The 16,828-nt window shown below is 31.3% G+C and carries 18 protein-coding genes; 6 read left to right on the plus strand and 12 right to left on the minus strand.

What is annotated here, in order from left to right:
- Positions 1-29: 29 nt before the first annotated feature.
- From ACTTAQ_RS00245 to ACTTAQ_RS00265, 5 genes are all read right to left on the minus strand, one after another.
- Complete coding sequence (locus ACTTAQ_RS00245) at positions 30-710, minus strand: HAD family hydrolase (RefSeq protein ID WP_440694516.1); 681 nt, start codon at positions 708-710, stop codon at positions 30-32.
- Positions 710-1,750, minus strand: coding sequence for an ABC transporter ATP-binding protein (locus ACTTAQ_RS00250; RefSeq protein WP_440694518.1), 1,041 nt, complete (start codon positions 1,748-1,750; stop codon positions 710-712). The genes ACTTAQ_RS00245 and ACTTAQ_RS00250 overlap by 1 nt, the downstream gene beginning before the upstream one ends.
- The gene (locus tag ACTTAQ_RS00255; protein ID WP_440694520.1) at positions 1,743-3,425 is read right to left on the minus strand and encodes an ABC transporter permease; all 1,683 of its coding nucleotides are present in this window, start codon (positions 3,423-3,425) and stop codon (positions 1,743-1,745) included. Before ACTTAQ_RS00255 ends, ACTTAQ_RS00250 begins: the two co-directional genes overlap by 8 nt.
- 51 nt (positions 3,426-3,476) lie before the next feature.
- Positions 3,477-4,802 carry an ABC transporter substrate-binding protein gene (locus ACTTAQ_RS00260; RefSeq protein ID WP_440694522.1) on the minus strand — a complete coding sequence of 442 codons (1,326 nt, stop codon included), beginning with the start codon at positions 4,800-4,802 and terminating at the stop codon, positions 3,477-3,479.
- 149 nt (positions 4,803-4,951) lie between these two features.
- Positions 4,952-6,097: an FAD-binding domain-containing protein gene (locus tag ACTTAQ_RS00265; protein ID WP_440694524.1), complete on the minus strand. Its 1,146-nt coding sequence runs from the start codon at positions 6,095-6,097 to the stop codon at positions 4,952-4,954.
- Positions 6,098-6,117: 20 nt separating this feature from the next.
- Here ACTTAQ_RS00265 and ACTTAQ_RS00270 point away from each other — a divergent pair, with 20 nt between their 5' ends.
- A complete protein-coding gene (locus ACTTAQ_RS00270) occupies positions 6,118-6,285 on the plus strand; it encodes a hypothetical protein (RefSeq protein WP_440679099.1) in 168 nt (55 codons plus the stop codon).
- Positions 6,286-6,290: 5 nt separating this feature from the next.
- Complete coding sequence (locus ACTTAQ_RS00275; protein ID WP_440694526.1) at positions 6,291-7,745, plus strand: deoxyribodipyrimidine photo-lyase/cryptochrome family protein; 1,455 nt, start codon at positions 6,291-6,293, stop codon at positions 7,743-7,745.
- On the opposite strand, the gene ACTTAQ_RS00280 is transcribed toward ACTTAQ_RS00275, so the two are convergent.
- Together ACTTAQ_RS00280 and ACTTAQ_RS00285 are read right to left on the minus strand one after the other, a co-directional pair.
- On the minus strand, positions 7,746-10,238 hold the full coding sequence (locus ACTTAQ_RS00280; protein WP_440694528.1) for an ABC transporter permease: 2,493 nt from the start codon (positions 10,236-10,238) through the stop codon (positions 7,746-7,748).
- Positions 10,235-10,906 (minus strand): ABC transporter ATP-binding protein, encoded by a 672-nt coding sequence (locus tag ACTTAQ_RS00285; RefSeq protein WP_440694530.1) that lies wholly within the window; start codon positions 10,904-10,906, stop codon positions 10,235-10,237. Before ACTTAQ_RS00285 ends, ACTTAQ_RS00280 begins: the two co-directional genes overlap by 4 nt.
- Between ACTTAQ_RS00285 and ACTTAQ_RS00290 the strand changes: the two genes are divergently transcribed.
- From ACTTAQ_RS00290 to ACTTAQ_RS00305, 4 genes are read left to right on the plus strand one after another with little or no spacing between them, the layout of a single operon-like run.
- Positions 10,905-11,513 carry an arylesterase gene (locus ACTTAQ_RS00290; RefSeq protein ID WP_440694532.1) on the plus strand — a complete coding sequence of 203 codons (609 nt, stop codon included), beginning with the start codon at positions 10,905-10,907 and terminating at the stop codon, positions 11,511-11,513. The genes ACTTAQ_RS00285 and ACTTAQ_RS00290 overlap by 2 nt on opposite strands.
- Positions 11,514-11,554: 41 nt before the next feature.
- Entirely contained in the window at positions 11,555-11,917 is a 363-nt protein-coding gene (locus ACTTAQ_RS00295) for a hypothetical protein (protein WP_009373425.1), read from the plus strand.
- Entirely contained in the window at positions 11,914-12,084 is a 171-nt protein-coding gene (locus ACTTAQ_RS00300) for a hypothetical protein (RefSeq protein WP_440694534.1), read from the plus strand. The genes ACTTAQ_RS00295 and ACTTAQ_RS00300 overlap by 4 nt, the downstream gene beginning before the upstream one ends.
- Before the next feature lie 58 nt (positions 12,085-12,142).
- Positions 12,143-13,144, plus strand: coding sequence for a S1C family serine protease (locus tag ACTTAQ_RS00305; RefSeq protein ID WP_440694536.1), 1,002 nt, complete (start codon positions 12,143-12,145; stop codon positions 13,142-13,144).
- Between the two features lie 91 nt (positions 13,145-13,235).
- Here the strand turns inward: ACTTAQ_RS00305 and ACTTAQ_RS00310 are convergent, their stop codons facing one another.
- The 5 genes from ACTTAQ_RS00310 to ACTTAQ_RS00330 form a co-directional block, all read right to left on the minus strand.
- Complete coding sequence (locus ACTTAQ_RS00310; RefSeq protein WP_440694538.1) at positions 13,236-14,132, minus strand: DMT family transporter; 897 nt, start codon at positions 14,130-14,132, stop codon at positions 13,236-13,238.
- A gap of 109 nt (positions 14,133-14,241) precedes the next feature.
- Positions 14,242-14,445: a hypothetical protein gene (locus ACTTAQ_RS00315; protein WP_440694540.1), complete on the minus strand. Its 204-nt coding sequence runs from the start codon at positions 14,443-14,445 to the stop codon at positions 14,242-14,244.
- A 76-nt stretch (positions 14,446-14,521) separates the two neighbouring features.
- Entirely contained in the window at positions 14,522-14,704 is a 183-nt protein-coding gene (locus ACTTAQ_RS00320; protein ID WP_440694542.1) for a transporter, read from the minus strand.
- Positions 14,701-15,870 (minus strand): YeeE/YedE family protein, encoded by a 1,170-nt coding sequence (locus ACTTAQ_RS00325; RefSeq protein ID WP_440694543.1) that lies wholly within the window; start codon positions 15,868-15,870, stop codon positions 14,701-14,703. The genes ACTTAQ_RS00320 and ACTTAQ_RS00325 overlap by 4 nt, the downstream gene beginning before the upstream one ends.
- A gap of 46 nt (positions 15,871-15,916) precedes the next feature.
- Positions 15,917-16,828, minus strand: a complete 912-nt coding sequence (locus tag ACTTAQ_RS00330) for a sulfurtransferase (RefSeq protein WP_440694545.1) — start codon at positions 16,826-16,828, stop codon at positions 15,917-15,919.

A 16,828-nucleotide genomic window follows, 5' to 3' on the forward strand; every position in this document is an offset into this window, starting at 1 on the left:
AATGTTTCTTTGGACATTCTTTGTCCTGCTCATGATTTGGTGCGCTTACCATCTATTTTTTTAATTAAAGATTTGTAAGTTTTAAACTGAGGGCATTTAAAAAAAGAATTAGGTTTTTGTGTAAAGCCATTTTGTTTTAATAAAAAATCAACTCCTGAATTATGAGCTGCTTCATAATCGTGTTCACTATCTCCAATAAATAGACAGTCCTTTTTCTTCATTTTCATCTTTTTTACAAAAGCATTCAAAAATCCAGCATGAGGCTTTTTATGTTTAAATGTATTTCCACCGCATATGATTTTAAAATACTGATTTAACTTTGATTGCTTGATGACAATCTTTGTTAAATTTTCCAATTTGTTTGATCCTACCGCAATTTTTATTTTTCTTTTTCTAAGTGCTTTTAATAAATTTGTTAAACCTGGGTATACTGTAGATTTTACGAAAAGATTTTTTTTATAAAAATTATAAAAATACTTAAACATCTCTTTTTTTAATTGTTCACTTGCAGTTCTTCTTTGCATTTTTAATGAAATATTAATGTTACCTACAATGCCTTGTCCTACAATTCCTTTAACTTGTGCTTTGGTGATAGGCTTAAATCCAAAACGCTTAAGTGTTTTATTATTTGCATTCAAAATATCCATTTTGGAATCAACCAATGTTCCATCAAGATCGAAAATAATAAGTTTGTAATCTGAAAGTTTCATTAAATGACTTGGGAAGTTTCAGGGTTTACAAATACATCCACATCTTCATTTTTAGAATATATTTTTTCTTTACCCTCATGCATACTATCAATAGTCATAACTTGTCCTGAAATTAATACTTGGTACCTAATGATATTTCCCAAAAATTCTTTACTTTGAATTTTTCCTTTGAAATTTTGATCACTATCGTTTTTCTTTTCAAAATATATGTTTTGAGGTCTAACTAATAGTGAACAATTATCAGAATTATTTACTTTTAATTTTTCAAGTTTAAAGTCATTTCCATCAGAAAAGATACCATTGGATATTTTGCCTTTAATCACATTGATAGTACCTAAAAAATTAGCAACAAATAAATTTTTTGGATGATTATATAAATCAATTGGAGCGCCAACTTGTTGGATCACCCCTTCATTAAAAATAGCAATATTATCAGAAATTGAATTCGCTTCTTCTTGATCGTGGGTGACAAATATTGTTGTAATTTGTAATTTGTTGTGAAGTTCTAGTAATTCAATACGCATTTGATTTCTAAGTTTCGCATCAAGGTTAGATAAAGGCTCATCAAGTAGCAAAACTTTTGGTCTGACTACTATAGTTCTTGCTAGAGCAACTCGTTGTTGTTGTCCTCCTGATAATTGAAAAGGATAACGTTGTTTTAAATCTTGCATACCAACAAGTTCTAAAACTTCATCAACTCTTTGATCGATTTCATTTTTTGGAACTTTCTTTTCTTCTAAACCAAAACTAATATTTTTTGCGACTGTCATATGAGGCCATAGTGCATAGTTTTGAAACACTAATCCCACATCTCTTTCCCATGGATTAAGTTTAGAAACTTCTTTTCCATCGATAATGAGTTCTCCAGATTGTGATTGTTCAAATCCTGCAATCAGTCTTAGTAATGTTGTTTTTCCGCAACCTGATGGTCCAAGAAAAGTAAAAAAATCTTTTTCTTTAATATCGATATTTACATCTTTAAGAACATGGTTCTTGCCGTATGAAACATTGATGTTCTTAATGTTTATAATATTACCCATTGTTTACCTCTCCTGTTTTCTTATATTTTTTATCTATGATTGTCTGTGAAAAATAAGTGCCAACCGCAACAATTAATACACCAATCATACCAAGTGCTGCACCAGGTCCTCGTCCAGCTGCTGTTTGCATGTATGAATAAATTCCATAAGCAAGTGGAGCATCAACTTCTGTTGAAACTAACATAATCGTAGCTGAAAGTTCTACAGTTGCAGTTGAGAAACTTGTAATAAACCCAGCTAGCAATCCTCCGGTCATTAAAGGTACTAATATTTTTCTAAAGATTGTTGTTTTTCTAGCTCCTAGTGACTCGGCAGATTCCTCTAAAAATTTACTAATTTGCATTAAGGCTGCATTGGCTGCTCTTAACGCATAAGGCAATCTTCTAACTGCTAATATTAAAACTATCATAAACCACCAACTTGCGAGTGGTTTTCCATCTAACGGGTTGTTAAATGAGTAGAATGTTCTTAAATATCCAATTCCTAATACGAGTCCTGGAATAGCAAGTGCGCTCATCGCAATATAATCTAAAAGTTGTCTTCCCTTAACTTTTGTTCGAAGAACAATGTAAGAAATAAAGAATGCTAAAACGATATCGATGAATGCAGCTAGAGTGCAATACAGCATCGTATTTTTTATAAAAATACTATTTTCGAAAATAATATTTTTATAATGATCAATCGTATAAGCATCAGGAAGAACGCTGAATGACCAAATTGTTCCAAAAGATAAAAGTGTTAATGCAATGTGAGGGGATAAAACTAAAAATAAAATCAGACCAACAACAGAATAGGCTGTAATTTTTTGACGTGGTTTCATCTCTCTTTTAATCATTCCACCACCACCCTTTTGCAGCATTGAGTAATCTTTTCCACCAAGAGCCATTTTTGCAACCCAAACTGCAAGAATTGAAGTGACAACTAAAATAACTGCAATGACATAACCCATCGGATCATTAATCCCTATTGATGAGATTCTAAGATAGGCCTGAGGTGCTAACATATTATTAATATCCAAAAGTAATGGTGTTCCAAGATCATCGAAAACTTTTAAAAATACTAAACTCGCACCAGCAATATAACCAGGCATTGAAAGCGGAAGAACTATTCTTTTAAATAAACCAAAGCCTTTTGAGCCTAAACTTTGTGCTGACTCTTCCATCGAGCGATCAATGTTATTTAAGCTGGTGATTAAATTGATAAGTATAAAAGGAAAATAATGAACAGACTCTACAAAAATAACTCCATTCAATCCTTCCATGAAAGGAATTTTAAATCCGAAATATTGATCTAATAATAAATTAACTGAACCATTCGTTCCAAAAAACAACTTCATTGCAACCGCACCTACAAATGGTGGCATAATTAGAGGAATAAAACCTAAACTTTGAATAATTACTGAACCCTTAAAATTAAATCGTGACGTAAAATAAGCAAGCGGGAGTGCAAAAACTGAAGCTAATACCACTGACATCGCTGCTACATAAAAAGAATTATAAAAAGACTCGATAAATAATTGGTTCTTAAAAAAATCTGAAAAATTAACTAAAGTAAAACTTCCGTTTACATCTAAAAAAGAAACATAAAAAACTTGTGCAATTGGAATAACTAAAAATAATAATAAGAATACTCCAATGATAAGAGAAGTAGAATTTAAAAAAAGATTTTTAAACATAATTAAAAACAAGCCCCTTAAAAATTTTTAAGGGGCTTGTAATTTAATGAATTATAAAAGCTTTAAAGCTTGTTCAGCTTTTTTCTTTGCAGCAGAATAATTTGCTACAACAGCTTTGTCCCATCCAGCTTCAACTTCAGCCTGTCTAGTTCCAGCGTATTTTTCAATATCTTTAGCTTTCTTTCTTTTTTTCTTAAAGATTTTGTTAAATTCCGCATCGTTAGCTTTAGCTTCACTAATTGGATTTTTAGCAATTAAAGCTCTTGCTTCTTTAATTAAAGCGCTAGCCTTTGAGTTGCTTTTCTTTTTTAAAGCTGCTTCTGCTTTGTAAATTGCTGACATTGCATCTCTAAGTTCATCCAGTCTGTATGTGATCATCACATCAAACATTGAGTTGATCAAATTATATCTACTCTTTGATAGATCAACATCAAACTTAACTGCTGCTCCAATTGATTTATCCTTGAAAGGATTTGGAAAACCTTTTGGCGCTTTTGAGTAAGTATTTGGATTCACTGGAAGTCTTCTTATTTTCGGATCTAAAAGAGTTTCTTGTCCTTTAGTCGATAATAAGAAGTCGATGAACAACTGTGCATTCTTTTTGTTTGGTGCATTATTAATGATACCAATGTTTGCAGGCACTAAAGTAGAAACTTTTGGATAAACAAAGTCTACTGGGAACCCACTACCAATTGATGATAAACCAAAGAAGTCAATCACGATACCAACTCCAAAATCACCACTGTTGACACCATCTGGAACACCAAAGCTTCTTGCTGTAACTGTTTTAAAGTTTGCAGCCATTTCTTTTGATAATGCCCATCCTTTATCAAAACCTACACCTTGTAACCAAGTTTCAACTGTTAAATGGGTAGTACCTGATCTTGATGGTGCACTCATTCCAACATGACCAAAATATACTGGATTAGTTAAGTCTGACCATTGTTGAGGTGCAGGCAATTTATTTGCCTTAAGATATCTTGTATTCCACATGATACCGTATCCAGCTGCAGCAAATCCAGTGTAAAAACCATCTGGATCATTAACAGGGTAAGATCCTACTTTTGAAGGAATGCCCTTTGCTTTAGAAGTATACTTTTGAAGTAAACCATCACCTTTTAATACTTCAAATGCATCTGGTGCAGATGCCCAGAATAAATCTGTTGTATTATTAGATTTAGTTTCCTGGATATATTTAATTCCAGCTGTTGTCTTTTTTCCAACTATCTCAACTTTGATATTTGGATATTTTTTTTCAAATGCTGCTTTAAATTTACCTGATAAATCTTTTGGAAATGAAGTTACAATCGTAACAGTGTTTGCAAAAGCCGAAGTGGCAAATAAGAAAGCAACGATAAATGAAAGTATTTTTTTCACTCTGTCCCCCTTTTAATTTTTTTCAGGAAAACTAACTGAAATAAACTTTTAATACAAATGTAATATAACCTTAATATTCGCGCGTTATTCACAACCTCTGCCTGAAATCACTCTGTCCCAACTGAGAATTTCGGGCAGGCTATGTGAGTTTAGGATATTTGACTAATAATCTTTGGAATAAAATTTTTGAAATTAAAAAAGCCCTTTTTACAATAAGAATTTGTTATTTGATCAAGTCTTCGGTAAAGAAAATTAAGTTTAATTTGATTTTGATTCAAATAACCAAGATTTTCTCCAACGTTTGGATATAGCGCAATTTTGTCTGACAAATCTAAGTTATGCAAATATGAGATATCTCGGACTTCAACTTCTATATGATCTTTTAATCTATCTTGCTGATCATGAATAAGATCTGATTTAAATTTTATTAATTCATCATCAAGCTCGATAGATCGTGTAAGATTAGTATTCTGCAACAACATGATTTTTTTAAATTTATGATCTTGAAAATCAGAACTTTCAAAACAAAGTTGGTTATCAAAAATTAAAAGGGTTTGATTCTCTGTAATATTACTATTAGTAAAATCTGGATCAATTTGAACGTATTCTTTATCAGATACAATTGGTATAGCATTTTCATTAAGTTTAACTTTGTCATATCTTCCATTTGTAAATTTTTTAATATTCCATTCCTGAGCAACATAGTTTTTACCCTTAGTTTGAATACCAGCAGTCCATCTCCATGACAGTGTATTAGATGCTGGGTCTCCATCTTTTAGATATTTCATAAAAAATTCAGCACCAAGTTGCCATGGTAAATCTAATGTAAAAATCCAAATCGATGAGAACCACATTCTAGTGTGATTGTGTAAATAACCTGTTTCTTTAAGCTCATTCACCCAATCATTAAAACAATCAATATCTGTATTACCATTAACAGCAGCTTTTAAATTTTTATCACTTTCAAAATCAACTTTGAGATATTTAAGGTCATTAATAAAATCAGTCCAAACACTAGGTCTACGCTCTAACCACCCTTTCCAATACGTCCTCCACAATACTTCTTGGATAAACTTTTCTATTTTTGAAAAAGAATATTGTTTTAAACTTTGTTTAATAATTTCATTCTCACTTAATATTCCGTGAGTGACATAAGGAGATAAACAAGAAGTATTGGTTCTTTTCTCAGGTCCAAAATCAAAATTACGATCCCTTGCATATAACCCTAAATGATTTTCAACAAAGGATTGAAGTTGTTCTAATGCTTTAGATCTTGAAGGATGAAATTGAATCATAATTTGTTTATAAAGGTTTTATGAAAAGACACAAAAAAGAATTAATTGGATTATATGTTATTTTAACAACAATCTCGACCATTCTGACTTTAACAAAAAATCAAAATACATGGTTAGTGTTTTTACCTTTTTTTATTGCAGGCTTTGGACTGTTTCACGTTTTGTCTGAAAATAAGAACAAAGATTAATTATCATGAAAAAAATATTATGGTTCAGACACGATCTGAGAGTTGAAGATAATCTTGCTTTTAATGCAGCATGCAAGGATGGAGAGGTATTGCCAGTATTTATTTATGATCAAAATTATTGGGAGCTAGAAACCTCAAGCTCTTATCATCTTAAATTTACTCAAGATTCTCTAGAGGAATTAAACCAAAATTTCAAAGATCAATTTAATTCTAATATTCATATCTATTATGGAAATACATTAAAAGTTTTAGATGAATTAATTAATAAATATAAATTTGAAGAAATCTATTCTAATCAAATCTTTCGTAATCAATACATTTTAGATTTGGATCAAAAATGTAAAAATTTATTTAAAGAAAAAAATATACTCTGGCAACAAGAGCAGCAATTTGGAATTCAGTTGGAAAATAGAAAGCGTAACTTTTGGTCTTCACAATGGAATAATTTTATAGATCTTAATCCAGTCAAAGCTCAAATTAACTGTAAATTTTTAAAAGTTGATACTCCATCATTTGATAAAATTAAAACTAAAGAAATTGATGGAACCAACATACAAAAAGGTGGAAGAAAACAGGCGCTGTCGTTATTACAAAGTTTTTTAGAGCAGCGTTCTGAAAATTATCAAAAAGAAATGTCTTCACCTGTTACTGGTGAAGTTGCTTGTTCAAGGTTATCCCCTCACATTACATATGGCACCATCTCTTTAAGAGAAATTAATTTTGCCATTACGAGTGCTAAAAAAGAAAATATGTCATTTAACAAGGTAAAATCATTACGCTCTTTTAGAAGCAGATTAGCTTGGCACTGTCATTTTATTCAAAAAATTTATGATGAACCTGAAATTGAATGGCAAAATATGAACCGTGCTTATGATGGACTTAGAGAAAATTCATTTAATGAGGAATATCATCATGCATGGAAAATAGGTTTGACAGGATATCCGTTTGTTGATGCATGTATGCGATATTTAAAAGCAAATGGTTGGATAAATTTTAGAATGAGAGCGATGCTTGTATCCTTTGCGTCTTACCAGCTTTGGTTGGATTGGAAGAGAACAAGCAAACATATGGCACAATTATTTACAGATTATGAACCTGGTATTCATTATTCTCAATTTCAGATGCAATCTGGTACAACAGGTATCAACACTATTAGAATTTATAATCCTATCAAACAATCTACAGATCAAGATCCTAATGGATCGTTTATAAAAAAATGGGTTCCAGAATTACAAAACGTTCCTGATAAACTTGTTCATGAACCATGGAAATTAACTTACCTTGAGCAAAAGGACTTGGATTTAGAAATTGGAAAACATTATCCTCATCCCATTGTTGATCACCATTCATCATCTAAAATTGCAAGAGATAAAATTTGGCAAATTAAAAAAACAGATGAAGCTAAATTTAATGCTCAAAAAATCTTACGAAAACATGCAAGTGCAAAAGGCAGAAGGTAACTACTCATTTCTTACCATTGGATAAACGCTTGGTTTTAAGAAACGGTAAGTATTCACTAATATTAAAAATAAAGTTAACGCTCCAATAATGACAAGAACATTAAAGACTGGCATAAATTCAAGTTGCCAACCTAATCTAAAAATAGTCTGGATCACAAACTCTGATGTAAATATTCCAAACAATCCTGCAATCATAAATATGGAAAAATAGGTAATTAAAAACTCAATTAGATTTGCCTGAATTAACTTACCTGATCTTAGACCTAAAATTTTAAAAATTAAATTTTGATAAATTCCAAGTCTTGCTTGAACAATCACAGCTGAAGCGATTACCATTAAACCAACAATTACGACTACGGAAGAAATAATGACCACAGCCATAAATATCTTGTTTACAAGATCTGTTATTTTTCCAAGATAAGTTGCAACTTTAATTCCTGAAATATTTGGGAAATTTTGAACAAGCTTTGCTTCATTAATATATTTTTTATCTGAAAATTTTGCTGTAGCGATATATTCATGAGGTAATTGATTTGCAAACTTTGGGTTAATAATCATTGCAAAGTTGATAGATAAATCTCTGTAATCGACTTTTCTTAAACTGGTCACCACTCCAGTCATTTCTCTTCCATAAATTTTTAATGTCAGTTGATCATTTAAATTCACTCCAAAATTTCTTGCAACTTTTGCATCGAGTGAAATTTGTAACTGATCACTTTGTAGATCAAACCATTGTCCTTCAACAATTGGGTTATCTTCAGGTGGTGTATTGCTCCAAGAAATTCTTCTATCACGCTCTAAGACCCAAAAACTGTCATTAGATGGTTTAATATAAGTAAGCGGATCAACACCATTAATTTTAGCAACAGAAGCTGGTGCAATAGGTACTGTCTCATATTTTAAATTTGGATCTTGTTTACTAAGATAACTAATAAAATTGTCTTTTACGTCTTTTTGAATACTGACATAAAAGAAATCTGGTGCAATTTCAGGGATAGATTTTTCTAGCTCCCTTTTAAAATTCGTCCCAACTAAAGTTAGCGTTAATAATAAAGTAGCACCAATTCCAAGGGATAAAACGGTAATGGGGAAAATTGATCTATCTTGAATAATGTTTCTAACTGCAAATCTTAATGGCAACGAATGGAATGTTTTAAATTGTTTTAGAACGTAAATAATCGTCTTTGATAAAAGGTAAAAAACACCACAGAAAATAAAGAAAAATACGAAGTAAGTTGTCGTGTAATAAAGTTTATCTGAGCGTAATAAAAATATTCCCAAAAGAATAATAAGACTAAATAAAATTAAAATAATATTTTTTGCTCCAAATTGAAAACGAGTGAGCTGAAAAACGTTTCTAAATAAACTTGTCGCTTTAATCTGTTCAATGGATGAGATAGTTGGAATACAAAAGATCACTACTACTAAAAAACCTGTCATTAAAATAAGCCCGTAATTAACGAAACTAAATTGGCTTTCTAAAGAAATTCCAAGATTTGTAATGAAGTGATTAGCTTGAGGAATAATTAATAAAGACATCACATAAGCAAGTGAAGTAATTAAAAATAACAGCAATAAAATTTCGATGTAAAAGATTTGTTTAATATTTTGTGATTTAAAGCCAATCGACTTCATAATAGCGATACTGGTATTTTTTTGGTTAATAAAAGAGATCAACGTATTTGAGATTCCAATTCCCGCAATCAACATAGCGCTTATTGAAACTAAAGATAAAAACTCAGAAAAATTTGAGATTAAACGCTTTAAATTATTTGCTGCATTTTCTGGCAGCCTAATTTTATAAGTTGGAAATTGTTTTAACTTTTCGTAAACAAATTCTAAAACATCCTTGTTTGGTGCTTTAACTTTGTATTCATAGTTTACAAAGCTTCCAATTGAAGTCACATTTAACTTTTCAAATGCACGGTTACTGACGATAGCAAAATCTCCAAATAAAAGTGCGCGTCCTAGGTCTGGAACCGTCTCAACATAACCAACGACTTTAAATGGTGCTTGTTTAACATAAACCGTATCATTAACTTTTAAATTTAATGTTTCATAAATTTTACGATTAACCACGATGGTATTATCTTCAGATTGCAATCTTTGCATTGCATTTTCTGGTTTAGAAAACACTTTTCCGTATAGTGGATATTGATCATCAACTGCTTTAAGCCTGATAAAAAAAGCATTGGTATCATCAGTTAACGATCCCGTTAACATCGTTGAAAATTCAATGGTTGATGAGACTGTACTTTTATCTTTTAATTCATTTAAAAAGTTTTGATCAATTTGCTTGGTTCTTGTATCAACTTCAAAATCACCACCTAGTAAAACTTTTGCATTATTTTGAAGTTCCTTTTTTAATCCAGTTTCTAAATTAATGATTAAACTTAAAATAAATAAACTAATAAATAATGTGACAATGATGGAAAAAAGTTTCTTATAACTTCTTGATAAATCTCTTAAGGCATAAGAAAATTGATTGATCATGAACTAACGATGGTACCGTCTTCAATTTTAATAATACGGTCGCACTTTTCTGCAAATTTAAGATCGTGAGTAACCAACACAAAACTAGACTGATTTTTATTTGCATATTCAAACAATAAATTTGAAATCATTTGAGAATTTTCGCTATCTAAATTTCCAGTTGGTTCATCAGCAAGTATAAGTTTTGGTTTTACTGCCATGGATCTTGCAATGGCAACACGCTGTTGTTCACCACCAGATAGTTGTGTTGGAAAATGATGTAGTCTATCTTTTAGACCGAATTGAACTAAAAGATCTTCTGCCTTTTGTTTTGAATCATCAATCCCATTTATCTCTAAAATCAAAGATACATTTTCAAGTGCAGTATAATTTGGAATTAAATAAAAAGACTGAAAAACAATACCAATTTTTTTCTTTCGAATATCAGCTAACTCATCCTCATTAAATGTTGAGATAGGTTGCTGATCAAAAATAATCTCTCCTGATGTGGGCTGTTCAAGTCCAGCCATCAACATGATTAAACTTGTTTTACCAGAACCACTTTTTCCAACGACTGCAACTTTTTCACCAGAGTTAATTTTTAAATCTATTCCTTTGATTACTTCAACTGAGGTATTATAATTCTTATAATTTAGAGTAATTTGTTTTAATTCTAAAAGTGTGCTCATGAGAAAATTAGTATTTTATATATGGTGTTTGCTTTGCATAATACAAGTTTCAGCTGTAGCTAAAACCAAAGTTATGCTGTTTGGGGATAGTTTAATGGCAGGTTATGGGTTAACTCAAAATCATCACTTAGATAAAGTTTTACAAAAAAAATTCGAAGGACAAAACATTTCTTTTATTAACGCGAGTGTGAGTGGTGACACGACAAAAGGTGGGTTAGACCGATTAGATTGGTCTATCGGTGATAAACCTGATCTTATTTTTTTATGCCTTGGAGCAAATGATATGCTGAGAGGTATTAATCCAAAAGTGACGAGAGATAATTTAGATATGATGATAAAGAAAATAAAAAGTAAAAATATCAAAATCATTCTAGCTGGAATGATGGCTCAAGAAAGTTACGGAACAAGTTATGCAAAACAGTTTAATTCAATTTATCCTGATCTATCTAAAAAATACAAAATCAAACTTTATCCTTTTTTATTAGAAGGTGTTGCTCTTAATCCTGAACTTAATCTTGACGATGGAAAACATCCTAATATTGAAGGTGTTCAGATTATTGCGAAAAATATATTTCCAATCATTCAAGATGAGATTTTAAAGAAATAAACTCTATCAATTCACCTCTAATAGTTTAATTAAGTTATTTAATGAAAGAATTTTTATACCAAGCTGGCTTGTTATTATTTGATGATAAGCAAAATGATCTAAGAGCACTTCCAAAAACAGTAAGACTTCAAATTTTGGTTGTTTTATCTTTGATGTGGTCGGTCATCTTCACTCTGATGTTTTGGTCATATAAAGTTTGGGGCCTGGTATTATCAACTTCAGTCATTGGGCACGTGCTCGTCATCATTGGTGTTTACTTCACAATGAAGTCCTTTCAAAATGCGAGACAATTCAATCTTAGAAATGATGGATACCATAGTACAACAAGATCACGTCAAAACTTATGGGTTGATGGGAAAAAAGTTGAACTTGATCAAAAAGATCCAGGCGGTGAGCACGAATGAAATTAACATTATTGCTAATGCTTGCAGCATTTGGAATTTTTATGCTGGGTTTAAAAGTAACCGGTGATTCTCCAGTTTCAAGAAAAGCTCCAATTGAACAACCTAAAGGCACCATGGAAGAAAAATGGAATAAAGCCAAAGAGTGGTCAAAAAATAGAAATAAGTAAATTTTACTAAACTAAAGCTTGTATTTATAATTTTTCTTAAAAAGATTATGATTTAGTTATGAAAATAAAATATTTTCATTTCTTATTTTTATTCATCTTTTTTTTATTTCCAAATTTATCTTATTCTCAGCAGAAATTAAAAACATCAAAACAGTTTGAGCAAATTTATAAATCAATTGTAGAAGTGAGAAGTTTTGTTCCAGAAAATGCTAGAACGGCAAGGTCACTTGGTACAGAGCGCCTTGGTACTGGTGTGGTTATTGATAAAAAACATATTCTAACTATTGGTTACATTGTTATTGAAGCAGAAAAAATTGATATTCGTTTACCTGATGGAAAAACAGTTCCAGGTAAACTTGTCGGCTACGATCATCAAACAGGCTTTGGTATTTTAAGAACTATAGTTCCAACAAATCTTGCGCCACTTCGTATGGGTGACTCTGATAAAATTAAAGATGATGAGATGTTATTTGTCATGCCTTATCCAACTCATGGACAAGGTTCTGCTGGAAAATCAGTTTCAAGAAGATCGTTTACTGGTTACTGGGAATATTATTTAGATAAACCTATTTATGTTTATCCTATGAACCAAGCCTGGGCTGGAACTCCTTTATTAAATGATAGAGGTCAAATATTAGGTATCGGTTCACTTTATATCTCAGATACGGTTTCTCCAGGGCTTATGTCACCAGGCAATATGTACGTTCCAATCAATGCCTTAAAACCGGTTCTTAAAGATTTAATTAAAAATGGAAGAAGAACGAAAAATATTAACCCTTATCTCGGTTTATCTGCTGATGATTTAACAGGCCAGCTTAGCGTATCCAGAGTTAATGAAAATGGTCCTGCTGCTAACACTGGTATTAAAGCAGGGGATTTAATTGTTGCTGTAAATAATACAAATGTAAAAACGATGAAAGAATTTTATCTTAACGCTTGGAAAGCAGGCGGACCTGGAAGTACAGTTAAAATCAAAGTTAAAAGAGATGATAAGAATATTGATTACTCCATTAAGTCTATCGACCGAATGGACTACTTTGTGAAAAATAAAGGACTATAATTTTAACCTGTAACGGTTAATACAAGCCAAACAACTGGAAGAATAAACAATAAAGCGGTGCCAATATAAACTGCAAAATCTTTCATAATTTTTATTTATTAACAGATTCTTGTTTTAAAATTAATAGTAAACCTATTAATGCGACAGGTAATCCTGTGAGAAAAAAGATATCAGGTTTTACATCTTCAAAAATCATTGAAATAATTAGAGCTAAAATAGGCATAATTACACCAATATATCCACCTGTTGATGCAGATGTATTTTCAATAAATCGTATGTAACAAAGAAAAGAAATAATAGATCCAAAGATAATTAAATAAGCTAGTCCAAGAAGATAACTAAAATTATTTATTGGAATGTAAAACTCTGCTCCTTTTATAAATGAAACAATAAAAGCAACCAAGGCACCATAAATCATTGCAAATGCCACGTTTTGTAGGAGAGGAATATTGTAATTTCTCTTATTGTATATTGCAATTAAGTTTCCAGCTGACGCAGATAAAGTAGCAAATAACGCAAACATTAATCCTAATGTAGTTCCTGAATTTAAATCAAAATTAACAAAATCTTGGTAAAAAATAATTCCGATTCCAGTGATACCAAGCAAAGCTCCAGATAATGTCATTGATGTTATAGGTTTTTTAAAAATAAATTTCTCACCTAAAATATTAAAAATAGTTAAAAGACAAAAAACGGTTGCTGGAATATTTGAGGGTAAATAAACGTTTGAATGATAAAAAAAAATGTAATTTCCGCTGTATAAAAAAATACCAAGAATAAAAAAATAAAGATGCTCTTTTAGAGAAAATATTAATTTTCTATTAGTTAAAATTACGTAAGCTAAAATAATTAAACCTGCTAGAATAAATCTAATAAATACAGATATTGTTGGATCTAGATCAATATTAACCTGGGTTAATCCAATAATACTCCATGTTGCTGACCAAAATAAAAGTGCTCCTAAAAATAGAACTATATTTGATTGCATGTGAGTGAACTATCACATTTGCTTTAAACTTAAAGAAAAGGATTTAAATTAAAAAATGCGGAGGGAGAAACGTAAGCAAACCTCCGCATTTTTAAATAAAGATTAACGATTAGTTGCTTTGTTCATCAACTGATAGTTTTTCATCTTTATCGGTATCTAATTCAACGAACATTTGTTCTGCTTCATCAGCAGTCACACCATCTTTTAACTGGATTTCGATGAATTGTTCTTTGCTAAGTTCTTTTACTTCAGTGTTAGCAAAGACTTGTGTTGTTACAGCGAACAACATTACAAGAGACATAAGGACTCTCATAGTTTGCCTTTTGTTAAGTTAAGCGGAGCAGCATGTATTCTCGGATTATGGCTTAATTGTGGATGGTAAAAAAAATTTAATGCTTGTGATTTTCTGACCCACCAAGCCCACATGGCATAGAAATGGATTGGGATGCTCCGTCTGTTTTGTCATCATGGCTATGGAATAAAGGATTATAAGCAACTCCGTTACTGTCATGATCTAAAAAAGCAAAGGTTAAACAAAGTGTTAAAACAACAAGGTAAACGATACGTTTCATGAATAAAACACCCTTCTAAACCTCACGCCAATCATTGAGCCTATAAAAGCAAATAAAAACCAAACCCAGCCGTGCAAAGATCCTGAAGCAATACCACTAAATAAAGCACCGACATTACAACCAAAACTAAGTCTTGCACCATAACCCATGAAGAAACCTCCAAGAATGGCAGCAATTAATATTTTTTTATTAATAAGTGAGGCTTTAAAAAAATTACCAGCAAGTGCAGAAGCTGCTAATGCTCCAAAAATAATACCAAGATTTGAAACTGTTGTTGGATCTGCAAAGAGACTGTTTTCTAATGCTGTGCTTGGATAAGAGAGTTGCCAAAAAGACCAACTGCTTACATCAACTCCAAAAAACTGTACAATTTTTGCAGCCCACAAACCAAAAGCGAAAGTAATTCCCCATGGATGTCCTGCAGCTTGCAGCATCAAAACATTAAAAAAAACTAATAAAACTGCACCTAAAATTAAAGGCCAAGGCCCTTTAAATAAATCAAAATTTGAAAAATCAAAAATATCTGAATGTTTAAAATTAACATTTCTTTTCTGATCGGATTTATAAATAAAATAATAAAGCAATATTAAAACACTTAATTGAAGTAAAACTGAATTCGCTTTCCCAAATTCATTCATAAGCGAAACACCTCCTAGTGAAGGAAGCGATTTCCAAAAATCAAAATGATAAGTGCCAACTAAAGAGCCAATCATAAAAAATACTAATGTGATAGCCATTTTTCCGTTACCACTACTTGCAGTAAATAATGTTCCTGATCCACAACCACCAGCTAACTGCATAGCAAGACCAAACATAAAAGATCCAACTACAACAGAAACGCTTACTGGTGCAACGGCTCCAATCATTTTACCATTATAAATCCAGCTATTAGAACCAATAAAAAAAGAAAATAAAATAACCGTAAGCCCTAACATGATGATTTGGGCTCGAAGAGAAGAACTGGTCCTATGTTCAATAAAATTTCTCCATCCTCCAGTAAAGCCAAATGATGCATGATAAAGAGAAACCCCAAGTCCAATTCCAATTAAGAAAACATAAAGGTGTCTATTCCCAACTTGTGTAAAAAATAAAAAAGAAAATAATAATGTTGCACAAACTGCGTAGCCAAGAACTGTTAGATCAATTTTTTTTGTAATTGCGCTCATAATAAAAATGCGCGGCTAATGGTAACCGCGCATTAATTTTTAAGTATTAGATTTGTCCGTTAATAACTTCGTTTTTTGGATTAAGTGTCCAGTGTGCTAAAGAACCGTCATATAATTTTACATTTTCGATTCCAGCAACTTCACTTAAAGCAAACCAAACCGTACTTGCAAACCAACCTGTGTTACAAAAAGAAACATAACCTTTTTTTCCTTTTGCATTTGATTTTACAAATAAAGCTTTAATCTCATCTGCTGATTTTACTTTTAAGTTTCCATCAACAATCGTTGCTTCTTCTAAATTCACTGCAGTTGGAATAGTTCCAGCTCTTTGAATTTTAGGATGTTTTTTTTCACCAATAAAGAAAGCTTTAGGTCTTGCATCAATTAATGCATACCCGTTTTTCTTTCTTTTTGCATTTCTAACATCCTTGTAACTTGCAACATATTTGTCATTAAGCTTTACTTTAAAATTAGATGGAGTGATTTGTGTTTCACCTTGAGCCAGTTTGTAACCAGCTGCGGTCCAAGCTTTTAATCCACCATTTAAAATAGAAACATTGTCATGTCCTGCAACTTTTAAACTCCAGTATAATCTTGCAGCACTTCCAAAATCTAATGAGTTTACGCCAAGATAACTTACAACAACATGATCAGAATTTTTAACGCCAAGTTTAGAGAATAGCGCTTCTAATTCTTTTTTAACTGGTAACTGTCCAATGACACCTTTTTGAGTTGTAATTAATTTGTCACCAATATGATCAATATAAACGCTTCCAGGAATATGACCTTGTTTAAATTTATCATAAGATCCATTTACAAATTTACTGCTAATCTCAATGACTTTAACATTTTTATTATTAATGTTTTCTTTTAGCCATGACGCCTCAACCAAAGGTGTTGCGCTGTGAGCGACTGTTACAAAGAAAAACAAAACTAATGTTGTTAATATTTTTTTCAT

The sequence above is a fragment of the Candidatus Pelagibacter sp. HIMB109 genome (assembly GCF_052048155.1).
Classification (GTDB): domain Bacteria; phylum Pseudomonadota; class Alphaproteobacteria; order Pelagibacterales; family Pelagibacteraceae; genus HIMB114.